This is a genomic window from Brenneria rubrifaciens (genome assembly GCF_005484945.1).
GTDB lineage: Bacteria > Pseudomonadota > Gammaproteobacteria > Enterobacterales > Enterobacteriaceae > Brenneria > Brenneria rubrifaciens.
This window is the reverse complement of sequence record NZ_CP034035.1, coordinates 3918943-3942138: the sequence shown is the minus strand read 5'-3', so window position 1 is coordinate 3942138 and position 23196 is coordinate 3918943. Positions and strand designations below refer to the sequence as shown.

The 23196-nt window shown below is 49.8% G+C and carries 17 protein-coding genes, 2 tRNA genes and 3 rRNA genes; 15 read left to right on the top strand and 7 right to left on the bottom strand.

The features are described from left to right. Positions 1 to 25 precede the first annotated feature (25 nt). From rbsB to rrf, 8 genes are all read left to right on the top strand, one after another. The gene (gene rbsB / locus EH207_RS17665; RefSeq protein ID WP_137715144.1) at positions 26 to 913 is read left to right on the top strand and encodes a ribose ABC transporter substrate-binding protein RbsB; all 888 of its coding nucleotides are present in this window, start codon (positions 26 to 28) and stop codon (positions 911 to 913) included. Positions 914 to 985: 72 nt separating this feature from the next. Beyond that, positions 986 to 1912, top strand: a complete 927-nt coding sequence (gene rbsK, locus EH207_RS17660) for a ribokinase (protein WP_137715143.1) — start codon at positions 986 to 988, stop codon at positions 1910 to 1912. 3 nt (positions 1913 to 1915) lie between these two features. Beyond that, positions 1916 to 2911 carry a ribose operon transcriptional repressor RbsR gene (gene rbsR, locus EH207_RS17655; RefSeq protein WP_175413713.1) on the top strand — a complete coding sequence of 332 codons (996 nt, stop codon included), beginning with the start codon at positions 1916 to 1918 and terminating at the stop codon, positions 2909 to 2911. A 431-nt stretch (positions 2912 to 3342) separates the two neighbouring features. Next, positions 3343 to 4884 (top strand): 16S ribosomal RNA (locus EH207_RS17650). Positions 4885 to 4955: 71 nt separating this feature from the next. Further along, positions 4956 to 5032, top strand: a tRNA-Ile gene (locus tag EH207_RS17645). Positions 5033 to 5150: 118 nt separating this feature from the next. After that, positions 5151 to 5226 (top strand) — tRNA-Ala (locus EH207_RS17640). A gap of 194 nt (positions 5227 to 5420) precedes the next feature. Next, positions 5421 to 8326: ribosomal RNA gene (locus EH207_RS17635) — 23S ribosomal RNA — on the top strand. Between the two features lie 111 nt (positions 8327 to 8437). After that, positions 8438 to 8553 (top strand): 5S ribosomal RNA (gene rrf / locus EH207_RS17630). The 16S, 23S and 5S rRNA genes sit together here with 2 tRNA genes alongside, the layout of an rRNA operon. 57 nt (positions 8554 to 8610) lie before the next feature. Here the strand turns inward: rrf and mobB are convergent. Together mobB and mobA are read right to left on the bottom strand one after the other, a co-directional pair. Then, on the bottom strand, positions 8611 to 9165 hold the full coding sequence (gene mobB, locus EH207_RS17625; RefSeq protein ID WP_137715142.1) for a molybdopterin-guanine dinucleotide biosynthesis protein MobB: 555 nt from the start codon (positions 9163 to 9165) through the stop codon (positions 8611 to 8613). Continuing rightward, a complete protein-coding gene (mobA, locus tag EH207_RS17620; protein WP_137715141.1) occupies positions 9155 to 9733 on the bottom strand; it encodes a molybdenum cofactor guanylyltransferase MobA in 579 nt (192 codons plus the stop codon). Before mobA ends, mobB begins: the two co-directional genes overlap by 11 nt. Before the next feature lie 124 nt (positions 9734 to 9857). Here mobA and EH207_RS17615 point away from each other — a divergent pair, with 124 nt between their 5' ends. The 5 genes from EH207_RS17615 (at position 9858) to spfP (ending at position 15212) form a co-directional block, all read left to right on the top strand. Next, entirely contained in the window at positions 9858 to 10127 is a 270-nt protein-coding gene (locus EH207_RS17615) for a YihD family protein (RefSeq protein ID WP_137715140.1), read from the top strand. Between the two features lie 73 nt (positions 10128 to 10200). Further along, entirely contained in the window at positions 10201 to 11187 is a 987-nt protein-coding gene (locus EH207_RS17610; RefSeq protein ID WP_137715139.1) for a serine/threonine protein kinase, read from the top strand. A 24-nt stretch (positions 11188 to 11211) separates the two neighbouring features. Then, positions 11212 to 11835 (top strand): thiol:disulfide interchange protein DsbA, encoded by a 624-nt coding sequence (dsbA, locus tag EH207_RS17605; protein WP_137715138.1) that lies wholly within the window; start codon positions 11212 to 11214, stop codon positions 11833 to 11835. Between the two features lie 378 nt (positions 11836 to 12213). Then, positions 12214 to 15003 carry a DNA polymerase I gene (gene polA, locus EH207_RS17600; RefSeq protein WP_137715137.1) on the top strand — a complete coding sequence of 930 codons (2790 nt, stop codon included), beginning with the start codon at positions 12214 to 12216 and terminating at the stop codon, positions 15001 to 15003. Between the two features lie 161 nt (positions 15004 to 15164). Further along, positions 15165 to 15212, top strand: a complete 48-nt coding sequence (gene spfP / locus EH207_RS18690; RefSeq protein ID WP_071892919.1) for a small protein SpfP — start codon at positions 15165 to 15167, stop codon at positions 15210 to 15212. Between the two features lie 225 nt (positions 15213 to 15437). Here the strand turns inward: spfP and yihA are convergent, their stop codons facing one another. Further along, on the bottom strand, positions 15438 to 16070 hold the full coding sequence (yihA, locus tag EH207_RS17595) for a ribosome biogenesis GTP-binding protein YihA/YsxC (RefSeq protein WP_137715136.1): 633 nt from the start codon (positions 16068 to 16070) through the stop codon (positions 15438 to 15440). Positions 16071 to 16270: 200 nt separating this feature from the next. Here yihA and yihI point away from each other — a divergent pair, with 200 nt between their 5' ends. Together yihI and hemN are read left to right on the top strand one after the other, a co-directional pair. After that, the gene (gene yihI, locus EH207_RS17590) at positions 16271 to 16801 is read left to right on the top strand and encodes a Der GTPase-activating protein YihI (RefSeq protein ID WP_137715411.1); all 531 of its coding nucleotides are present in this window, start codon (positions 16271 to 16273) and stop codon (positions 16799 to 16801) included. Positions 16802 to 17108: 307 nt separating this feature from the next. Beyond that, positions 17109 to 18482 carry an oxygen-independent coproporphyrinogen III oxidase gene (gene hemN / locus EH207_RS17585; protein ID WP_137715135.1) on the top strand — a complete coding sequence of 458 codons (1374 nt, stop codon included), beginning with the start codon at positions 17109 to 17111 and terminating at the stop codon, positions 18480 to 18482. 82 nt (positions 18483 to 18564) lie between these two features. Here hemN and EH207_RS17580 read toward each other — a convergent pair whose 3' ends face one another. From EH207_RS17580 to glnA, 4 genes are all read right to left on the bottom strand, one after another. Next, positions 18565 to 18687, bottom strand: coding sequence for a YshB family small membrane protein (locus EH207_RS17580; protein WP_137715134.1), 123 nt, complete (start codon positions 18685 to 18687; stop codon positions 18565 to 18567). 263 nt (positions 18688 to 18950) lie between these two features. Continuing rightward, on the bottom strand, positions 18951 to 20363 hold the full coding sequence (glnG, locus tag EH207_RS17575; RefSeq protein WP_137715133.1) for a nitrogen regulation protein NR(I): 1413 nt from the start codon (positions 20361 to 20363) through the stop codon (positions 18951 to 18953). Between the two features lie 8 nt (positions 20364 to 20371). Then, positions 20372 to 21421: a nitrogen regulation protein NR(II) gene (gene glnL / locus EH207_RS17570; RefSeq protein ID WP_137715132.1), complete on the bottom strand. Its 1050-nt coding sequence runs from the start codon at positions 21419 to 21421 to the stop codon at positions 20372 to 20374. Positions 21422 to 21716: 295 nt separating this feature from the next. Further along, positions 21717 to 23126, bottom strand: a complete 1410-nt coding sequence (gene glnA / locus EH207_RS17565; protein WP_137715131.1) for a glutamate--ammonia ligase — start codon at positions 23124 to 23126, stop codon at positions 21717 to 21719. Between the last annotated feature and the right edge of the window lie 70 nt (positions 23127 to 23196).

The following is a 23196-nucleotide window of genomic DNA, read 5'->3' as shown; positions in this document are numbered from 1 at the left end:
CCTTTATTCACACAGGAATTGAGTTATGAATATGAAAAAACTGGCTACTCTGGTTCCCGCTGTTGCGCTGAGCGCGATGGTCAGTGCCAACGCATTAGCCAAAGATACGATTGCTCTGGTGGTATCAACACTAAATAACCCGTTCTTTGTTTCAATGAAAGATGGCGCGCAAAAAGAAGCCGATAAGCTGGGTTATAACCTGATCGTGCTGGATTCTCAGAACAACCCAGCTAAAGAGCTGGCCAACGTTCAGGATTTGACCGTACGTGGTACGAAAGTACTGCTGATTAATCCAACCGACTCCGATGCGGTCGGTAATGCCATTAAGTTGGCTAACCAGTCGAAGATACCGGTTATTACACTGGATCGTGTTGCCGGCAGCGGGGATGTCGTTAGTCATGTTGCTTCTGATAACGCTTTCGGTGGGAGTGTGGCTGGCGATTTTATCGCTAAAAAAAGCGGTGAAGGCACCAAAATTATCCAGTTGGAAGGTATCGCCGGTACGTCTGCCGCCCGTGAACGTGGTGCTGGCTTTATGAAATCTGCCGAGAAGAATAAGTTTGTGATTCTGGCCAGCCAACCTGCTGATTTCGATCGCACCAAGGGCCTGAACGTCATGCAAAACCTGCTGACGGCTCACCCGGATGTGCAGGCGGTGTTTGCCCAGAACGACGAAATGGCGCTGGGCGCGTTGCGAGCATTGCAGACCGCGGGTAAGAACGATGTGTTGATTGTCGGTTTCGATGGTACTCAGGATGGTATAAAAGCGGTTGAGTCCGGTAAACTGGCGGCAACCGTTGCTCAGCGTCCCGATCAAATTGGCGTCATTGGTATTGAAACGGCGGATAAGGTTCTGAAAGGCGAAAAAGTTAAGGCCATTATTCCGGTTGACCTAAAACTGGTAACAAAATAATCAAAGAAAACAGCAGGGCGGGCGCCACCCTTTTTGTGGTGGCGCACTACCAACATGTCGGGATTCAGCATAATGAAAACGGGTAAGCTGGTGGTACTGGGCAGTATTAATGCCGACCATATTCTTAATCTTGAGCAATTTCCCCACCCAGGTGAAACGGTGATCGGTAAGCAATATAACGTCGCTTTTGGAGGAAAGGGGGCTAATCAGGCTGTAGCGGCCAGTCGCAGCGGTGCGGACACCGCTTTTATCGCTTGCGTGGGGGATGATGATATTGGTGTCCGGTTACGCCAACAGTTATCTGATGACCGGATTGACGTCTCGGCCGTCGAAATCATCGAAAATGAAACAACGGGCGTTGCCCTCATTTTTGTTAATGGCGAAGCTGAAAACATGATTGGTATTCATGCCGGCGCGAATGCCGCCGTGACGCCAGACTACCTCGACCGCTATCAGCAACGCATTATTGATGCCTCCGCGTTGCTGATGCAACTCGAATGCCCGTTGGAAACGGTTATTGCCGCTGCCAAACTTGCCCATAGCAACCAAACCCAAGTCATACTAAACCCCGCTCCTGCCCGTGAATTGCCTGATGAGCTATTATCGCTGGTGGATATGATTACGCCGAATGAAACGGAAGCGCAGTTTCTGACCGGTGTAATGGTTCAAACGGAAGAGGATGTCACGCGGGCCGCTCAGGTTTTGCATGACAAAGGCATCGAAACCGTCCTCATTACGCTGGGCAGCCGTGGAGTATGGTTGAGCGTGAAGGGGGAAGGTCAGCGCATTCCCGGCTATCGGGTAAAAGCCGTGGATACGATCGCCGCTGGAGATACCTTTAACGGCGCGCTGGTTACGGCTTTGCTGGAGAATCAGCCGATGTCTTCCGCCGTCAAGTTCGCGCACGCGGCCGCCGCGATCGCGGTAACGCGCCGAGGAGCTCAGCCTTCTGTTCCGTGGCGTAACGAGATTGATGCGTTCTTGTTAGCTCAGGGGTGATTTTTGGCCACAATGAAAGATGTCGCGCGTCTGGCGGGTGTTTCAACTTCGACGGTTTCTCATGTCATCAATAACAATCGCTTTGTCAGTGACGTTATTCGTGAAAAAGTGTTGAAGGCAGTTGAAGCGCTTAATTATGCGCCTTCTGCATTGGCCAGAAGCCTGAAAATAAATCAGACGCGAACCATTGGCATGTTGCTGACCGCCAGTAACAACCCATTTTATGCCGAGGTGGTCCGTGGCGTTGAGCGTTGTTGTTATGAACGGGGTTACAGCCTGATTTTGTGCAATACCGAAGGCGATCGGGCCAGAATGAGCCGTAGCCTGGAAATCCTGTTGCAAAAGCGGGTGGATGGCGTGCTGTTGATGTGCACGGAAAGTCACCGTCCATCGCCTGAAATGGTGAGTCGCTATCCTTTTATACCGATGGTCATGATGGATTGGGCGCCATTCGAAGGTGTTATTGATGTTATTAAAGATAATTCGCTGTTGGGCGGTGAGATGGCAACCAACTACCTCATTTCTCGTGGTTATCGAAAAATTGCCTGTATTGCCGGTCCACATGATAAAACGACCGCGCACAACCGTCTTGAAGGATATCGACAAGCGATGAAACATGCCGGGCTATCCATTCCTGACGAGTATGAGATATTCGGTGATTTCGAATTTGAAACCGGCTATCGGGCAATGCAGCGCTTACTGATGTTGGAAGATAAGCCTGAAGCTGTGTTTGCCTGTAACGATGCCATGGCGGTTGGCGTTTATCGCGCGCTGTATCAGGCGGGGCTTTTGATACCGGAAGATGTGGCTGTTATCGGTTACGATGATATTGAACTGGCTCGTTACATGTCTCCTCCCCTTACGACAATCCATCAACCGAAAGATGCACTTGGTGAACTCGCGGTGGATACTTTGCTTTATCGTCTGGAACATCCTGATATGGAACCCAATGTCTTGGTGTTAACGCCAGAATTAATGGTTCGTGAATCGGTTCGGTAACTTGATTCGCACAGGCATTCGGGCAGTTAGCGGCCCCAAAAGCCCCATAACGCTGGCTTTTTCAGCCGGTTGATGAAAAAAAACGCACTCAATCATTTTTTTGCATTTAGCGCTTGTAAGCCGCCGTGAAGTCCCTATAATGCGCCTCCACTGACCCGGGAACAGCGGCAACGCGGTTATCGGGAAGATAGGAAGTCGGGCATCAATCGCTTGACTTTACAGCGGAACCGCGTAGATTATGCGGCCCGCGCCGCAGGATAATGCGGCACCGCTCTTTAACAATTTAATCAGACAATCTGTGTGGGCACTCACAAGACCGTATCTCAAAGATATACCAAGTCTTGAAGAGTGACTGACAGTAAATTCATTACGAATAAACAGTTATTGATTCTTTGAGCAAAGCTATTCACTTAGCGAATCAAACCATTCTTAAATTGAAGAGTTTGATCATGGCTCAGATTGAACGCTGGCGGCAGGCCTAACACATGCAAGTCGAGCGGCAGCGGGAAGTAGCTTGCTACTTTGCCGGCGAGCGGCGGACGGGTGAGTAATGTCTGGGGATCTGCCTGATGGAGGGGGATAACCACTGGAAACGGTGGCTAATACCGCATGACGTCGCAAGACCAAAGTGGGGGACCTTCGGGCCTCACGCCATCGGATGAACCCAGATGGGATTAGCTAGTAGGCGGGGTAATGGCCCACCTAGGCGACGATCCCTAGCTGGTCTGAGAGGATGACCAGCCACACTGGAACTGAGACACGGTCCAGACTCCTACGGGAGGCAGCAGTGGGGAATATTGCACAATGGGGGAAACCCTGATGCAGCCATGCCGCGTGTGTGAAGAAGGCCTTCGGGTTGTAAAGCACTTTCAGCGGGGAGGAAGGGGAAAGGTTTAAGAGACTTTTTCATTGACGTTACCCGCAGAAGAAGCACCGGCTAACTCCGTGCCAGCAGCCGCGGTAATACGGAGGGTGCAAGCGTTAATCGGAATGACTGGGCGTAAAGCGCACGCAGGCGGTCTGTTAAGTTGGATGTGAAATCCCCGGGCTTAACCCGGGAACTGCATTCAAAACTGACAGGCTGGAGTCTCGTAGAGGGGGGTAGAATTCCAGGTGTAGCGGTGAAATGCGTAGAGATCTGGAGGAATACCGGTGGCGAAGGCGGCCCCCTGGACGAAGACTGACGCTCAGGTGCGAAAGCGTGGGGAGCAAACAGGATTAGATACCCTGGTAGTCCACGCCGTAAACGATGTCGACTTGGAGGCTGTGGTCCAGAACCGTGGCTTCCGGAGCTAACGCGTTAAGTCGACCGCCTGGGGAGTACGGCCGCAAGGTTAAAACTCAAATGAATTGACGGGGGCCCGCACAAGCGGTGGAGCATGTGGTTTAATTCGATGCAACGCGAAGAACCTTACCTACTCTTGACATCCAGAGAAGACTTCAGAGATGAGGTTGTGCCTTAGGGAGCTCTGAGACAGGTGCTGCATGGCTGTCGTCAGCTCGTGTTGTGAAATGTTGGGTTAAGTCCCGCAACGAGCGCAACCCTTATCCTTTGTTGCCAGCGATTCGGTCGGGAACTCAAAGGAGACTGCCGGTGATAAACCGGAGGAAGGTGGGGATGACGTCAAGTCATCATGGCCCTTACGAGTAGGGCTACACACGTGCTACAATGGCGCATACAAAGAGAAGCGAGCCTGCGAGGGTGAGCGGACCTCATAAAGTGCGTCGTAGTCCGGATTGGAGTCTGCAACTCGACTCCATGAAGTCGGAATCGCTAGTAATCGTAGATCAGAATGCTACGGTGAATACGTTCCCGGGCCTTGTACACACCGCCCGTCACACCATGGGAGTGGGTTGCAAAAGAAGTAGGTAGCTTAACCTTCGGGGGGGCGCTTACCACTTTGTGATTCATGACTGGGGTGAAGTCGTAACAAGGTAACCGTAGGGGAACCTGCGGTTGGATCACCTCCTTACCAGCAGAGCGGATTGAGTGAAGTGCTCACACAGATTGTCTGATGAAAATAACGAGCAGAAATACCTTAATAGGCTTGTAGCTCAGGTGGTTAGAGCGCACCCCTGATAAGGGTGAGGTCGGTGGTTCAAGTCCACTCAGGCCTACCAACTCTACTTATCCTTGAAATCTTCGCTGCTGCGTTGCTCATGTGCGTTTGCGCACAGCAGGGCTACTCGCAACGAACCTTTCGTCGGCTAAGCGAGTGGAGAGAGGTATGACTGATTTGGGGCTATAGCTCAGCTGGGAGAGCGCCTGCTTTGCACGCAGGAGGTCTGCGGTTCGATCCCGCATAGCTCCACCATTAAAAAGACTTCAGAGCGTATTGGCGACAGTATGCTGCGAAGTATTTTGCTCTTTAACAATCTGGAACAAGCTGAAAATTGAAACGATGCGGCGGCATGAGTCTTTAGCGATAAAAAGGCGGTCGCATCAGAGTCTCTCAATAATCACGGCGCGAAGAGGCTTTGAAGAATCAAAGACACCTTCGGGTTGTGAGGTTAAGCGACTAAGCGTACACGGTGGATGCCTAGGCAGTCAGAGGCGATGAAGGGCGTGCTAATCTGCGATAAGCGTCGGCAAGGCGATATGAGCCGTAATACCCGACGATACCCGAATGGGGAAACCCGGTGCACTAGTGCATCATCGTTTGATGAATCCATAGTCAAACGAGGCGAACCGGGGGAACTGAAACATCTCAGTACCCCGAGGAAAAGAAATCAACCGAGATTCCCCCAGTAGCGGCGAGCGAACGGGGAGAAGCCCAGAACCTGAATCAGTTTGTGCCTTAGTGGAAGCGTCTGGAAAGTCGCGCAACAAAGGGTGACAGCCCCGTACACGAAAAGGCACAGACGGTGAGTTCGATGAGTAGGGCGGGACACGAGACATCCTGTCTGAAGATGGGGGGACCATCCTCCAAGGCTAAATACTCCTGACTGACCGATAGTGAACCAGTACCGTGAGGGAAAGGCGAAAAGAACCCCGGCGAGGGGAGTGAAACAGAACCTGAAACCGTGTACGTACAAGCAGTGGGAGCCTCTCTTAATGGGGGGTGACTGCGTACCTTTTGTATAATGGGTCAGCGACTTATATTCTGTAGCAAGGTTAACCGAATAGGGGAGCCGCAGGGAAACCGAGTCTTAACTGGGCGTTAAGTTGCAGGGTATAGACCCGAAACCCGGTGATCTAGCCATGGGCAGGTTGAAGGTTGGGTAACACTAACTGGAGGACCGAACCGACTAATGTTGAAAAATTAGCGGATGACTTGTGGCTGGGGGTGAAAGGCCAATCAAACCGGGAGATAGCTGGTTCTCCCCGAAAGCTATTTAGGTAGCGCCTCGTGAATTCATCTTCGGGGGTAGAGCACTGTTTCGGCTAGGGGGTCATCCCGACTTACCAACCCGATGCAAACTGCGAATACCGAAGAATGTTATCACGGGAGACACACGGCGGGTGCTAACGTCCGTCGTGAAGAGGGAAACAACCCAGACCGCCAGCTAAGGTCCCAAAGTCATGGTTAAGTGGGAAACGATGTGGGAAGGCCCAGACAGCCAGGATGTTGGCTTAGAAGCAGCCATCATTTAAAGAAAGCGTAATAGCTCACTGGTCGAGTCGGCCTGCGCGGAAGATGTAACGGGGCTAAACCATGCACCGAAGCTGCGGCAGCAATAGCGATATTGTTGGGTAGGGGAGCGTTCTGTAAGCCTGCGAAGGTGGCCTGCGAGGGCTGCTGGAGGTATCAGAAGTGCGAATGCTGACATAAGTAACGATAAAGCGGGTGAAAAACCCGCTCGCCGGAAGACCAAGGGTTCCTGTCCAACGTTAATCGGGGCAGGGTGAGTCGACCCCTAAGGCGAGGCTGAAAAGCGTAGTCGATGGGAAACAGGTTAATATTCCTGTACTGGGTGTTACTGCGAAGGGGGGACGGAGAAAGCTAGGTTGGCCGGGCGACGGTAGTCCCGGTTTAAGCGTGAAGGTGGATGACCCTGGAAAATCCGGGTCGTCATTAACACTGAGGCGTGACGACGAGCCACCAAGGTGGCGAAGTAACCGATGCTACGCTTCCAGGAAAAGCCTCTAAGCACCAGGTAACACGCAATCGTACCCCAAACCGACACAGGTGGTCAGGTAGAGAATACTCAGGCGCTTGAGAGAACTCGGGTGAAGGAACTAGGCAAAATGGTGCCGTAACTTCGGGAGAAGGCACGCTGGATTTGGTGAAGTCCCTCGCGGACGGAGCTGAGACCAGTCGCAGATACCAGCTGGCTGCAACTGTTTAATAAAAACACAGCACTGTGCAAACACGAAAGTGGACGTATACGGTGTGACGCCTGCCCGGTGCCGGAAGGTTAATTGATGGGGTCAGCCGCAAGGCGAAGCTCTTGATCGAAGCCCCGGTAAACGGCGGCCGTAACTATAACGGTCCTAAGGTAGCGAAATTCCTTGTCGGGTAAGTTCCGACCTGCACGAATGGCGTAATGATGGCCAGGCTGTCTCCACCCGAGACTCAGTGAAATTGAACTCGCTGTGAAGATGCAGTGTACCCGCGGCAAGACGGAAAGACCCCGTGAACCTTTACTATAGCTTGACACTGAACCTTGAGCCTTGATGTGTAGGATAGGTGGGAGGCTGCGAAATGCGGACGCCAGTCTGCGTGGAGCCGACCTTGAAATACCACCCTTTAATGTTTGATGTTCTAACGTGGGCCCCTGAGCGGGGTCGCGGACAGTGTCTGGTGGGTAGTTTGACTGGGGCGGTCTCCTCCCAAAGCGTAACGGAGGAGCACGAAGGTCAGCTAATCCTGGTCGGACATCAGGAGGTTAGTGCAAAGGCATAAGCTGGCTTGACTGCGAGAGTGACGGCTCGAGCAGGTGCGAAAGCAGGTCTTAGTGATCCGGTGGTTCTGAATGGAAGGGCCATCGCTCAACGGATAAAAGGTACTCCGGGGATAACAGGCTGATACCGCCCAAGAGTTCATATCGACGGCGGTGTTTGGCACCTCGATGTCGGCTCATCACATCCTGGGGCTGAAGTAGGTCCCAAGGGTATGGCTGTTCGCCATTTAAAGTGGTACGCGAGCTGGGTTTAGAACGTCGTGAGACAGTTCGGTCCCTATCTGCCGTGGGCGTTGGAAGACTGAGAGGGGTTGCTCCTAGTACGAGAGGACCGGAGTGAACGCACCGCTGGTGTACGGGTTGTGATGCCAATTGCATTGCCCGGTAGCTAAGTGCGGAAGAGATAACCGCTGAAAGCATCTAAGCGGGAAACTTGCCTCGAGATGAGTCTTCCCTGGGACTTTAGGTCCCCATAAGGGCCGTTGAAGACGACGACGTGGATAGGCTGGATGTGTAAGCGTAGCGATACGTTGAGCTGACCAGTACTAATGACCCGAGAGGCTTAACCTTACAACGCCGAAGGTGTTTTGAGAGAGAAGAGATAGTCAGCTTGTTCCGTGATAGGTTCTGGTGGTTGTGCGAGAGGAAAGGCGCATGACGGTCGGGACGGAAAAGAATTTGCCTGGCGGCGATAGCGCGGTGGTCCCACCTGACCCCATGCCGAACTCAGCAGTGAAACGCCGTAGCGCCGATGGTAGTGTGGGGTCTCCCCATGTGAGAGTAGGGAACTGCCAGGCATCAAATAAAACAGAAGGCCTCATGCGAAAGCATGGGGCTTTTTGCGTTGAGGCCGGTTATGAGAAGTGCTTCTGGAAGCGAACGTTGCCTTGTTTTGTCTGTAATAACCACTGTCTGATAAACAGGGCTACTTCCTCAGGTTGATTAAGGTCTAACTGTGGAAGCATGGATGTTTCTACTTTTGTGTCTGAAGCGATAGCAATCACATGTTCATCAATCAGATCAGTAAGTTCTCTGCCTAAAGATTGGCGAAACAAGACGATCTTAGTGATTTTTTCATGTTTGAATCCTTCAACCAAGACAAGATCGAGAACAGAAGCATCCATTTTTCTGGCTAACTCATATAAATCAGGTGCTTTCTGTTCCGGTGTTTCTGTCATCAACGCCCATCGTTGGTTACTTGCAACGATAGTCTGTTCTGCCCCAGCCTTGCGTAACTCGTAGCTGTCTTTGCCGGGAGTATCAATATCCATTTGATGGTGTGTATGCTTGATTAAGCCAACTCTGACGCCATTTTTTACCAAAAGGGGGATAACTTCTTTTAGTAGCGCTGTTTTTCCCGTACCGCTATAGGCTGCAATGGCGAGCAAAGGAGGAGGATTAACATCCATTATGGTGTCTCTGCCAGTTAGATAAGTCTTCCGGTGAGTTCAGGTTGAGGAGTGCGTTTGGTTGATCGGCGAATGAAACCGCTTTGGCGCCTATCTGTTCGATAAAAAGCATCAGCTTACGGTCTCCGCTGCGAAGATAGTTTTTTAACGGTTCTATAAAGCACCGGTTGATTAACAATAGCGTTGGATGATCTCGATGCCCGTCTGTAACATAGGCCGCATTTTTTCCCTCTTTGTCTTTCCATAGGCGATGGACAAGATCCAAAGGGAGTCCGGGGACATCACAGGGAACAAAGATGACCCACTCCGATGTTGCCATCTGCATTCCGGTGAGGATTCCGGCCAATGGGCCGGCAAAACCTTTCTCAATGTCACTGACGACCTTACATCCGCTTTGTTGATAAACAGGTTGATTGCGGTTGGCACTAATGATGATCTCGTCAACCTGATTTCTCAGACGTTCAAGAACGTGTTGGTATAGCGGTATACCATGAAGCTCCAACAGTCCTTTATCTCTGCCGCCCATCCGCGTTGACTGTCCGCCAGCCAGAATGACACCTGTGATCATTTTTTGCCCCTGTTACCTGAATCATACGTTATTTTCTGAAAAATTTTACTGAAGACCAAGTTCTTTCAACATACAACCAAGACTGTTATTTTTGTCGTAATGTTAACGTCCTGAGGATAAAAAAATGAAATGTCATCGCGTTGATGAGCTGGTCGAAATGTTACACCCGGCCTGGCAAAAAGAGCCCGATTTGAATCTTGTGCAATTTTTACAAAAACTTGCACAGGAGGCGGGGTTTGAGGGGCAGTTTAGTGAGCTGACAGATGATATCCTTATTTACCATCTAAAAATGCGTGACTCTGATAAAGAGCAGGTGATTCCTGGTTTGAAAAAAGACTATGAAGACGATTTCAAAACCGCATTACTTCGTGCGCGTGGCGTTATTAAAGATTAATGCGGTAAACGATAACGTACTTCAGATGCTGATAAATGCACATAATTGAACTTACATACTGATAGTGGTTGTTATGAACAGCTCAGTTTTTAATTTTCAGACGTTGTTCCCTGAATTGATCATGGATGCCTTGTTGGATACCGGATTGCGTGTCGATTCAGGTTTGACTGCCTTAAATAGCTATGAAAACCGGGTATACCAATTTACAGATGAGGAACGGAAGCGGTTCGTTGTGAAGTTTTACCGCCCGGAGCGATGGACTGAAGCGCAAATCCTTGAAGAGCATGCGTTTGCCCACGAACTCGCTGAAGATGAAGTGCCCGTTGTCGCCCCATTAACGCTAAATGGTCATACTCTGCATTTTTATAAAGGGTTTCATTTTGCCGTTTTTCCCAGCGTCGGTGGACGGCAATATGAAATGGATAATGAAGAGCAGTTGGAGTGGGTTGGCCGATTCTTAGGTAGAATTCATCAAACAGGCAGCAAATCTTCTTTTTCAGTGCGGCCAACAATCGGGTTGAAGGAGTATTTGCATGTGCCCTACCAGTTGTTGGAACGTTGTCCATTAATATCAAAAACACATCGACATGCTTTTTTACAGGCAACCAAAAAGCTGATTGATACAGTTGAAGTTTATTGGCGTACTGATTGGCATTCTTTACGTTTACATGGTGATTGCCATTCGGGCAATATTTTGTGGCGTGACGGTCCGCTATTTGTGGATTTGGATGACGCGCGTAATGGCCCGGCAATACAGGATTTATGGATGTTACTGCATGGAGAGCGGCATGAACAACGCGTACAACTGGATATTTTGTTAGAGGCCTACAGTGAGTTTGCTGAATTTCAGGATAGTCAGTTGGCATTAATCGAACCTTTGCGTGCAATGAGACAGGTTTATTATCTGGCCTGGGTTGCGCGCCGTTGGGAAGATCCCGCTTTTCCTCGAAATTTCCCCTGGATGACTGATGCTGATTTTTGGCTTAAGCAGACATCAATATTTACCGAACAGGTTAGGCTGTTACAGGAGCCCCCTTTGCAGCTAATGCCAATGTACTGAAATTAAATGGAGAGAGTGTATTTTATGAAAAAATTATGGTTTGCGCTGATTGGTGTTGTTCTGTCATTTAGCGCTTCGGCGGCTGAATTTTCCAATGGTAAGCAATTTGTCGAACTGGATAGACCTGCCACTCAGGAACCTCAAGTTCTTGAATTCTTCTCATTTTATTGCCCGCATTGTTATCAATTTGCGCAGGTTTACCGTATCCCGGAAGCAGTAAAAAAAGCACTGCCCGCTGGGACAAAAATGACTCGCTATCATGTTGACTTTTTAGGTCCGTTGGGTAAAAACCTGACTCAAGCCTGGGCGGTGGCCATGGCATTGGGCGTAGAAGATAAAGTTAGCCCACTAATGTTTGAGGCGGTTCAAAAAACACAGACCGTAAAAAGTCCTGACGATATTCGGAAAGTTTTTATCAGCGCCGGTGTCAGTGCGGAAGAATTTGATGGTGCGTTAAATAGCTTTGTTGTGAAATCTCTGGTTGCTCAACAGGAAAAAGCGGCGGCAGATTTACAATTACGCGGTGTTCCAGCCATGTTTGTTAATGGCAAATATATGATTAAGAATGACGGCCTGGATACCAGCTCTATGGATGCGTACGTAAAACAGTATGCTGATGTTGCGAAATTCCTTATCGACAAGAAATAAGTGGTAAATAAACCACGCTGATTTTATCGGCGTGGTTTTATTCATCGGGCCTCATCCTTTTTATCTTTCAAACTAATCCGCTTATTTCATTAATATTTTATCAATTAATTTATATCCACAAAATTGATTGTCGTTTATTGATACTTGATCTGAATCAAGATCTACATAACTACATGAATAATATGGATATAAATATTATCAAATTTCCTGTCAGGCCTATTGATAATTAGCTTCTCAATTCTATTCACAAACTTATCCACAGATGGATCTTGCGATGGCCCATGCAAAAATGATGAATACCTTACGTTAAGGATCGTCTCTTTCCTTCAGCTATGGCATGCTTAGCGTTATGACAGTTGACAAAGATTACAACAGGCTATGGCTCAGATTGCAGAACCCCCATTTATCCTGGTAGACGGCTCATCCTATTTGTACCGTGCTTATCATGCGTTCCCACCGTTAACAAATAGTGCAGGGGAGCCAACCGGTGCGATGTATGGCGTGTTAAACATGCTTCGCAGTTTGTTGCTGCAATACCGCCCCAGCCATGTTGCGGTGGTATTTGACGCGAAAGGCAAGACATTCCGTGATGAGTTATTCGAAAGCTACAAGGCGCATCGTCCCCCGATGCCGGATGATTTACGCGAACAGATTGAGCCTTTGCACCAGATGGTCAAGGCAATGGGGTTGCCATTGCTTGCTGTTTCCGGCGTGGAAGCGGACGACGTAATTGGTACGTTGGCTTTGCAGGCAGAGAAAGCCGGAACGCCCGTGCTGATTAGCACCGGTGATAAAGACATGGCGCAGTTGGTCACGCCGAACGTGACGCTTATCAACACCATGAACAACACTATCCTCGGCCCGCACGAAGTATGTGAAAAATACGGGGTTCCACCAGCGCTGATTATTGATTTCCTTGCGTTAATGGGAGACTCGTCCGATAACATTCCCGGCGTTCCCGGTATTGGTGAGAAGACGGCACAAGCGCTGCTACAGGGCATCGGTGGTCTGGATTCGTTATATGCCAATCTGGACAAGATCGCTAAGCTTTCATTTCGTGGTGCCAAAACGATAGCCCCTAAGCTCGAAAAAAATAAAGAGGTTGCGTACCTTTCCTATCAGCTTGCCACGATTAAAACGGATGTTGAGCTTGACCTGAAATGTGAGCAGTTGACGGTCAAAGAACCGGATATCGATGAACTGCACCGTTTATTTTCCCGTTATGAGTTCAAGCGTTGGCTGTCCGATATTGCATCTGGCACCTGGCTGCAAGACAAAAAAAGTCGTTCACCGGCACCGAAGGTTGTCAAAACAGCGGAAAAACATGTCGGCGAGACAGAAACGGTGTCGGTACTTTCTGCTGATGGCTATGTCACCATCATGGATGAAAAGACGCTGCTGGAATGGATTGAGCGGTTAAAAAATGCCGATGTTTTTGCCTTTGATACCGAAACAGATGGGTTGGATACACTGACCGCCAACCTCATTGGACTGTCGTTTTCGATAAAACCGGGTGAGGCCGCTTACCTGCCATTGGCCCATGATTATTTGGATGCGCCAGCACAACCGGATCGCGATCGGGTATTGGCGTTGCTTAAACCACTGTTGGAAGACGAAAAACGGTTGAAGGTCGGTCAGAACCTCAAATTTGATAAAGGTGTAATGAAACGCTATGACATCGAATTACGTGGCATCGCGTTTGATACCATGCTCGAGTCTTATGTCTTGGACAGCGTTGCCGGACGTCACGATATGGATAGCCTCGCTGAACGGTACTTGCATCATAAAACGATCACGTTTGAGGAGATTGCCGGCAAGGGCAAAAATCAGCTGACATTTAATCAGATCGCGCTGGAGCAAGCTGGCCCGTATGCAGCGGAAGATGCGGATGTCACATTGCATCTGCATCAGAAATTGTGGGGGAAATTACAACAGCAGGCTGAACTGCGCCAGGTATTTCAGACCATCGATATGCCATTGGTGCCCGTGTTGTCCAGAATGGAACGGGCTGGGGTGTTGATTGACCCCGTGATTCTGTCTGAGCACTCTAAAGAATTGACGGTTCGTCTGGTCGGGTTGGAAACGGAGGCCTACGAACTGGCTGGCGAAGAGTTCAATTTGTCATCGACAAAGCAACTTCAAGGCATTTTCTACGAAAAGCAGAAGTTGCCTATCCTGAAAAAAACGCCAAAAGGCGCGCCTTCCACCAATGAAGAAGTGTTGGCTGAATTGGCGTTGGACTATCCGCTGCCGAAGCTGATCCTTGAGTATCGCGGGCTGGCGAAGCTGAAGTCTACTTACACCGATAAACTGCCGTTGATGATTAATCCGGCAACCAAGCGAGTGCATACTTCATATCATCAGGCGGTGACGGCGACCGGTCGTCTGTCATCCAGCGATCCCAACCTGCAAAATATTCCGGTGCGTAACGAAGAAGGGCGCCGTATCCGCCAGGCTTTTATCGCCCCGAAGGGATACAGCATTGTTGCCGCGGACTATTCGCAGATTGAGCTGCGCATTATGGCGCATCTTTCCGGCGATAAAGGTTTACTGAGCGCGTTCTCTGATGGGCTGGATATTCACCGTGCCACGGCTTCGGAAGTCTTCGGCGTTGCGCTGGATAAGGTGACGTCGGAACAGCGTCGTAGCGCAAAAGCCATTAATTTCGGCCTGATATATGGAATGAGTGCATTTGGGCTGTCGCGCCAGTTGAACATTCCCCGCCATGAATCACAGAAATACATGAACTTGTATTTTGAACGCTACCCCGGTGTTCAGGAATACATGGATCGTACCCGCCAGCAGGCTGCGGAGCTGGGCTATGTTTCCACGCTGGATGGTCGCCGTCTCTATTTACCGGACATTCGTTCTCGTAACGCAATGGCTCGTAAGGCGGCGGAGCGCGCGGCTATCAACGCCCCGATGCAGGGGACGGCAGCCGACATTATCAAGAAAGCGATGATCGCGATTGATGACTGGTTACAACAGGATAAGCCGCTCGTGAATATGATCATGCAGGTTCACGATGAATTGGTTTTTGAGATTCAAGATTCGGTTCTGGAAGAATCTAAAAGTAAAATCAGAGAGTTGATGGAAGGGTGTATGCAACTCAATGTTCCGCTACGGGTCGATATTGGAACCGGCATGAACTGGGATGAAGCACATTAGGTTATTGTGGATCACATATTTCTGTAATTAAATGACAGAATTGTGTGACATAGTTTAACTTTGTGTAATTGGTCGCCAATTTTCATGAAATTAAACAACAAAAAAACTTTGTTCCGATGAAGAAATAGGGTAGAGTTAAAGACGTAGGGTACAGAGGTAAGATGTTCTATCTTTCAGACCTTTTACTTCACGTAATCGGATTTGGCTGAATTTAGCCGCCCTGGTCAGAAATGACCGGGGCGTTTTTTTTATTCGTCTTCATACCTGATGACTTTCCCTACCGGGCTGTCGCTAGGTAATCGCTCCTGACGATTTTTTTATCGGGCGCTTTCAGGATTAGCTGGTATATCGCGCAATGTGTGATATTTTTGTCAGAAGAATATAGGTTGTAGTGCGGAGGATATTTCACACTAATTATGTGTTTTTACTTGGTTTTATTCTTTTAATTCCTCTTCGCTATGCGGTAGTGTACTGAACCAGTTATCAAGTTTTTGGCGCAGTTTGTCGACGCCCAGTTTTTTCAGTGAAGAAAAAGCTTCTACCTGAATATCCCCCATGAATGGCAGTACGGCTTCACGCACCATGTTAAGTTGAGCTTTGCGCGCGCCCGATGCCAGTTTGTCAGCTTTGGTCAGTAGAACCAGTACCGGAAGCCGTGCATCGACCGCCCACAGTAGCATTTGTTGATCGAGGTCTTTCAACGGGTGGCGGATATCCATCAGTACGACCAGTCCTTTCAGACTATTACGTTTCTGAAGATACTCTCCCAGCGAGCGCTGCCACTTGAGCTTCATGGCTTCCGGCACGTCGGCATAACCGTAACCGGGTAAATCTACCAGACGAACGCCTTCTGTAACTTCAAACAGGTTGATGAGCTGCGTTCTTCCCGGTGTTTTACTGGTGCGCGCCAGATTTTTTTGATTGGTCAGCGTATTCAGTGCGCTGGATTTTCCGGCGTTAGAGCGCCCAGCAAAGGCAACTTCAATACCGCTATCTGTTGCCAGATGGCGAATATCCGGGGCGCTGATGATAAAATGCGTCATGTGGTAGTTATATTGCTGGGTCACAATGATGGTCTCTTTCTGGATCTCTGTCTGGTTGGGGATTATACCTGTAACTGACGATAAAGGCGGTTTTATCTGTCCCAACTACGTTTGACCTGAAATAACGAAAACCATTATCGGTCTATGTGAGCACTTTTTTATTGCCGGGCTTTCTGCTAGATTCCGCCGCAATTCCCATCAATTGTGTACCTGAGAGCAACATTATGAGTTATACCGTTAAAGGGTCCGCCAAACCCAAAATTAAAAGAAAATCCCGTGAAGAACTGGATCGGGAAGCACGCGACAGGAAGCGCCAGAAAAAACATCGTGGTCATGCTGCGGGTAGTCGCGCTCAGGAAAAAGGACAGTCAAACGGAACGGAAGGACAGCGCAGAGCCGCCGATCCTCGTATTGGCAGCAAAAAACCCATTCCATTGAGGGGGCAGGAAACCGTAGCGACAAAATCTAAATCTGTCGCAACAGTCAAAGAAACGCTCACCTCCCTCACGATGCCGCCCGAGGAAGAACTTGCTATGCTGGAGAGCGATCCCCGTCTGGACGCCTTGTTGGATCGTCTGGATAATGGCGAAACGTTGAGCGCTAAAGAGCAGTCATGGGTTGATGAAACGCTGGCTCGTATTGATATGTTGATGGAACAGTTGGGCATCGAACTGCGTGATGACGATGACGACGGAGAGCAACGGGAAGATATGCTGCAACTTCTAAAGCGCAATAACCCGAAAGATGCATTCTGATCGATGAAATGGTTTGTTCTGTTATTAATACTACTGGTTACGCTTTATCTGTTTTGTCTGTTAGTTAAATTATGGTTTCTGTCGAAACGAAAAAAACGATTACACCATACGATTCTGAATGGTCTGTCATCATCAGCGATGCGTTTGACCAGAAAAAAGCGTCGGCAGCGTTTTTAAACGCCATTTATGGCGGCCCTTTGAGGGCAAGTCTCAGGGATGGGAGCGGGTGGGTCTTCCAACAAACGGCGATCCGTAGGGGAGAGACAAGGATACGCCCGCCAATAAAAGACTGGAAGGAGTGAGCAGCATGTCCGTACACGCAGTTGATTGGGATTTAGCCCTGATTCAAAAATATGATTATTCCGGGCCTCGTTATACCTCTTATCCTACCGCGCTGGAGTTTAGTGAACGGTTCGACGAACCTGCTTTTCAGCAGGCTATCGCGCGTTATCCACAGCGAGCGCTCTCGCTGTATATCCATATCCCTTTTTGCCACCGTCTATGTTACTTCTGCGGCTGTAATAAGCTGGTCACGCGCCAGCGGCATAAAGCGGATGAATACCTCGATGTGCTGGAACTGGAAATTCGTCAGCGAGCGCCGCTGTTTGCTGGGCGAACGGTGATGCAAATGCATTGGGGCGGCGGTACGCCAACCTACCTGAATAAAGCGCAGATCGGTCGCCTTATGCGGCTGCTGCATGAACACTTTTCGTTTTCACATCGGGCTGAGCTGTCGCTGGAGATCGATCCTCGCGAAATTGAGCTGGATGTTCTCGATCACCTGCGAGCCGAAGGATTTAATCGCCTGAGCATGGGGGTGCAGGATTTTAACAAAGAAGTACAGAAATTAGTAAACCGTGAGCAGGATGAAAACTTCATTTTTGCGTTGATTGAGAGAGCGAAATCACTGGGTTTTACGTCAACCAATATTGATCTGATTTATGGTTTGCCAAAGCAGACGCCTGAAAGCTTTGCGTTGACGCTACAGCGCGTGGTTGAACTGAGTCCGCATCGCCTCAGTGTGTTTAACTATGCGCATTTACCCAGCATGTTTGCGGCCCAGCGGAAAATCAAGGAGGCCGATTTGCCGAATGCAGGACAGAAGCTGGAAATTTTGCAGCAGACTATCGGTACTCTGACGCAAGCCGGTTACCAATTTATCGGTATGGATCATTTCGCGCGCCCGGAAGATGAATTGGCGATGGCGCAGCGGGCAAGAATGCTGCACCGCAATTTCCAGGGGTATACGACTCAGGGAGACTGTGATTTGCTGGGAATGGGCGTATCGGCGATCAGTATGATCGGTGACAGTTATGCCCAAAACCAAAAGGAACTGAAACGCTACTACGCTCAAGTTAGAGACTCAGGAAATGCGCTATGGCGCGGGTTGCAGTTGACGCAGGACGATTGCATTCGCCGCGATGTCATTAAAATGCTGATTTGTAATTTCCGGCTAAACTACCAGGCGATTGAAGCGGATTATGATATCCATTTTCAGTCCTATTTCGCACAGGATTTGCAGCAGTTGGCGCCATTAGCGGTTGATGGGCTGGTGGACATACAGGAAGACGGGATTGTGGTTACGCCGAAGGGGCGTCTGCTAATCCGCAATATCTGCATGTCCTTCGATAGTTACCTTCGAGACAAGATACGGACGCAGCAGTTCTCACGGGTAATCTGATAAAAGACAGTCGCAATGATGCGACTGTCTTTTATGGTGAAACCTTTTTAGTAAGGACACCGATCGTTGATGTGGCGGCGTATTAACTAAAAAAGTTAATCAGAGCGGCACACAGGATAGCGGCGATCGCTGTTTGCGGTGTATGGCTCGCCGCTGAGCTCAATTCAGCGCTGTGTGTCACTACGGAAATTAATGAATCCAGCATGGTACTCCTCCCGAATCAGCGACACGATCATACTGCTGGCAAGCGGCAAGTAAAGAACAAATTCATGAAAATTTCGTGCGCCGGATTGTATTTTCACGCTAACATTTGCTGCTTGCCGCTATTCGCTTTCCGTGGGGTCGCAAGCGATTCAAAACGGCTTGCTTCTGGGGCGTATCTTGACGGTTTATCTTGATTCGATGCCGTCCGTTATGACCAATATTCCGCGCAAGGACTTGTGCACGTGAATGCACAAGTCCTATTACTCACTCCATCCCCAGTTCTTTCAGCTTACGCGTCAGGGTGTTTCTTCCCCATCCCAATAACCGAGCTGCTTCTTGCTTATGTCCTTGAGTGTGGCGCAATGCGGTGGTGAGCAAGGTTCTTTCCATCTCGGGTTGCGCTTCAGCCAGCAGATTTTGATGACCGGAGCGCAACGCTCTGTCCGCCCACTGCGCTAACAGGGTTGCCCAACTGTCCGGTAGCATCTGCACTGTGGAGTCAGGTGCGGTGGTTTCAAACAGCTCAGGTGGCAAATCCTGGATCAGCACTTCCTGTCCGGCAGCCATGACGGTTAACCAGCGGCAGGTATTTTCCAGCTGGCGAACGTTACCCGGCCACGGCAGTCGTGTAAGCGCCGTTTCCGTCTCTGGATGTAGATTTTTAGGTTCGACACCCAATTCCCTGGCCGTTGCCTGTAAAAAATAGCGAGCCAGGCGGGGAATGTCTTCCCGGCGTTCGCGCAGCGGCGGCAGGTGAACGCGAATCACATTCAGACGGTGAAAAAGATCTTCACGAAACTTACCTTCTTGTACCCGTAGTTCAAGGTTTTGGTGCGTAGCCGCGATGATTCGCACATCCACCTTAACGGCAGCGTAGCCGCCAACCCGATAAAACTGACCGTCAGCCAGCACGCGCAATAAGCGAGTTTGAACATCAAGCGGCATATCACCGATTTCGTCAAGAAACAACGTACCGCCATCGGCCTGCTCAAAGCGCCCCTGACGAATTTGATTGGCGCCGGTGAATGCGCCTTTTTCATGGCCAAACAATTCCGATTCGATTAAATCCTTTGGAATTGCCGCCATATTCAAGGCGATAAAAGGTGCCTTGGCGCGCGGGCTATGGCGGTGCAGGGCATGTGCCACAAGTTCTTTCCCTGTGCCGGATTCACCGTTAATCAGTACGCTAATAGAGGAACGCGACAGGCGGCCAATGATCCGAAACACATCCTGCATGGCGGGCGCTTCACCGATGATATCGGTTGTCGGGCCGCTAATCGGTTGACTACGAACGGGCTGCTGCTGTTCCAGATAATGACTAATAGCACGCTCGACCAACGCGACGGCTTCGTCGATATCAAAAGGTTTCGGCAAGTAGTCAAACGCACCTTGCTGATAGGCGCTGACCGCGGCATCCAAATCGGAATGCGCGGTCATAATGATGACTGGCAGCATAGGATGACGCTGCTTTATCTGTTGCAGTAACGCCAGTCCATCCATTCCCGGCATACGGATATCGGATAACAGTACGTCTGGCGTTTGCGTTGCCAACGCGTGCAGAGCCTGGTTTCCGTTATCAAATGTTGCACAGGTTAAGCCCGCACCAGTGAGTGCACGTTCGAGCACCCAACGGATGGAGCTATCGTCATCGACAATCCAGACTATCCCTCGTTGCATTGTGAACCTCACTGGCGAATGGGCAGATAAACCGAAAATTTGGTATGACCTGGCCAACTGTTGAATTCAATTTTACCGGAGTGTTGATCGATAAGACTTCGCGCAATGGACAACCCCAGACCAGTACCACCTTCCCGGCCGCTCACCATCGGGTAGAACAACGTGTCCTGTAACTGGGCCGGCACGCCGGGGCCGTCGTCTTCGACATCAATGCGCGCAGCAAGGCGATAACGCACGCCATGTAAGGTGAGCTGAAATGCGGTACGAGTGCGCAAAGTGATGGTACCGCCTTCTTCACCTAACGCCTGTAGCGCATTACGCGTGATGTTCAGTAAGACCTGCTCAATCTGGTCTGGATCGTGAGTGAGCTCTGGCAGACTGGGATCGTAATCTTTCACCAGCGTCACGTTGTCCGGCTTTTCCAGAGAAACGAGTTGACATACCCGTTCCGCCACCTGATGAATACTTTGGGTGACATGCAGGCCGGGCTGCTGAGGACCAAGCAGGCGGTCAACCAGATTACGCAGGCGGTCCGCCTGCTCAATGATCACTTTGGTGTATTCGGTCAGCGCCGGATCGGGAAGTGCTTTAGAGAGCAATTGCGCAGCGCCTCGTAATCCACCCAGTGGATTTTTTATTTCGTGTGCCAATCCTCTTACCAGATCGCGGGCGGCCTGTTGCTGAGCATGCTGGAGCTGTTCCTGGCTGAGACGGCGTTGGTTATCCATCGGTGCCATCTCCAGCAAAATGAAGTTATTCTGCACCCGTTGCGCGGTGAGCGACATAATATGCGCTTTGCCGTCCACGACGATGGTCACTTCGTTATCCGTAAAACCTTGCCCTGAATCCAGACTCTCACGCATCAAATCTATATTCAGAGAAAAATATCCCAGCAATTCAGGCAAAGGCGTACCTGATAATTTACGAGAACTCTGTGCCAGTAATTGTTGTGCCGCTGGGTTGGAATAGTGAATCGCCAGATCGCTATCCAGCAGTAATATGCTGTTAATTAAAGAAGTTAGGATCTGCCCAGCATCGGGCAGCGTGCCTGTTGCCATAACGCAGACTCCCGCACCCTATCAGTGCATAGTAGTGTATATGATGTTGTAATTTCAGAGCTCGTGGAGAAAAAAGCCCATCTTTAGATGGGCTGAAAAATTTCCACGGCAACAAAAAATTTTCAGGAAAAATTTTTTAATAATGCAAAGCGTTAGTCTGTAGGGCGAACCCCATGGATGGGGTGACGAGCAATAGCTCGTCACTAAAAACAGACTGAACATTGATTTTGTCAGTAGCCCAAACGTCAGCACGATCGCGCTACTGTGTCATTGTACGGCTAATCACGGTTTTTGATTACACGCTATAGTACAGTTCAAACTCAACCGGGTGCGGCGTCATGCGAACACGATCATTCTCTGCTTTACGTAGTTCGATGTAGGCATCAATCGTGTCATCAGTGAATACGCCACCGCGGGTCAGGAACTCGCGGTCCGCATCCAGTGCGTTCAACGCTTCTTCCAAAGAGCCTGCAACGGTTGGGATTTCACTGGCTTCTTCCGGCGGCAGATCATATAGGTTCTTATCCATTGCATCGCCAGGATGGATTTTGTTGATGATACCGTCAACGCCAGCCATCAGTAGCGCGGAGAATGCCAGATATGGGTTAGCGGCCGGGTCCGGGAAACGGACTTCAATGCGGCGCGCTTTCGGGCTGGCAACGACCGGAATACGGATAGAAGCGGAACGGTTACGTGCGGAATAAGCCAGCATTACCGGTGCTTCGTAGCCCGGAACCAGACGCTTATAAGAGTTGGTGGTCGGGTTGGACAGGGCGTTGATGGCTTTAGCGTGTTTGATGATTCCGCCAATGTAGAACAGCGCGGTTTCAGACAGGCCGCCGTATTTGTCGCCAGAGAACAGGTTTGTCCCGTTTTTGGACAGCGACATATGGCAATGCATACCGGAACCGTTATCGCCGAACATTGGTTTCGGCATGAACGTTGCGGTTTTACCGAATGCGTGAGCGACGTTATGCACAACGTATTTGTAAATCTGGATTTCGTCGGCTTTCTTGGTCATGGAGTTGAAGCGGGTAGCTACTTCGTTCTGACCTGCGGTTGCAACTTCGTGGTGATGCGCTTCAACCACCAGGCCCATTTCTTCCATAGTCAGACACATGGTAGAGCGGATGTCCTGTGATGAATCAACCGGAGGAACCGGGAAGTATCCGCCTTTGACTGCCGGACGATGACCTTTGTTGCCGTCTTCATATTCTTTGCTGGAGTTCCAGGCGCCTTCAATATCGTCAATAGTGACATGAGAACCGGAGATGCTGCTGCCGAAGCGCACATCATCAAACAGGAAGAATTCAGGTTCTGGTCCAAATAGGACGGTATCGGCAATACCGGAAGAGCGCAGGAAATCTTCGGCCCGCTTAGAGATAGAACGCGGATCGCGGTCATAACCTTGCATCGTGCCGGGTTCGAGAATGTCACAGCGAATATTCAGCGTGGTTTCTTCAAAGAAAGGGTCGATAACCGCAGTGGTGGCATCCGGCATCAATACCATGTCGGATTCGTTGATACCTTTCCAGCCGCCAATCGAGGAACCGTCAAACATTTTACCTTCTTCAAAGAAGTCAGCATTAACCTGGTGAGCTGGAATAGTGACGTGCTGTTCTTTGCCCTTGGTATCGGTGAAGCGCAAATCAACAAACTTCACTTCATGTTCATTCAGCATCGTCAAAACATGTTCTACGGACATACTTGGTTCTCCCGATTGTCATTTATCGTCGTGGAACGAATATCATTATGGATTGATGTTGTTACCGTGC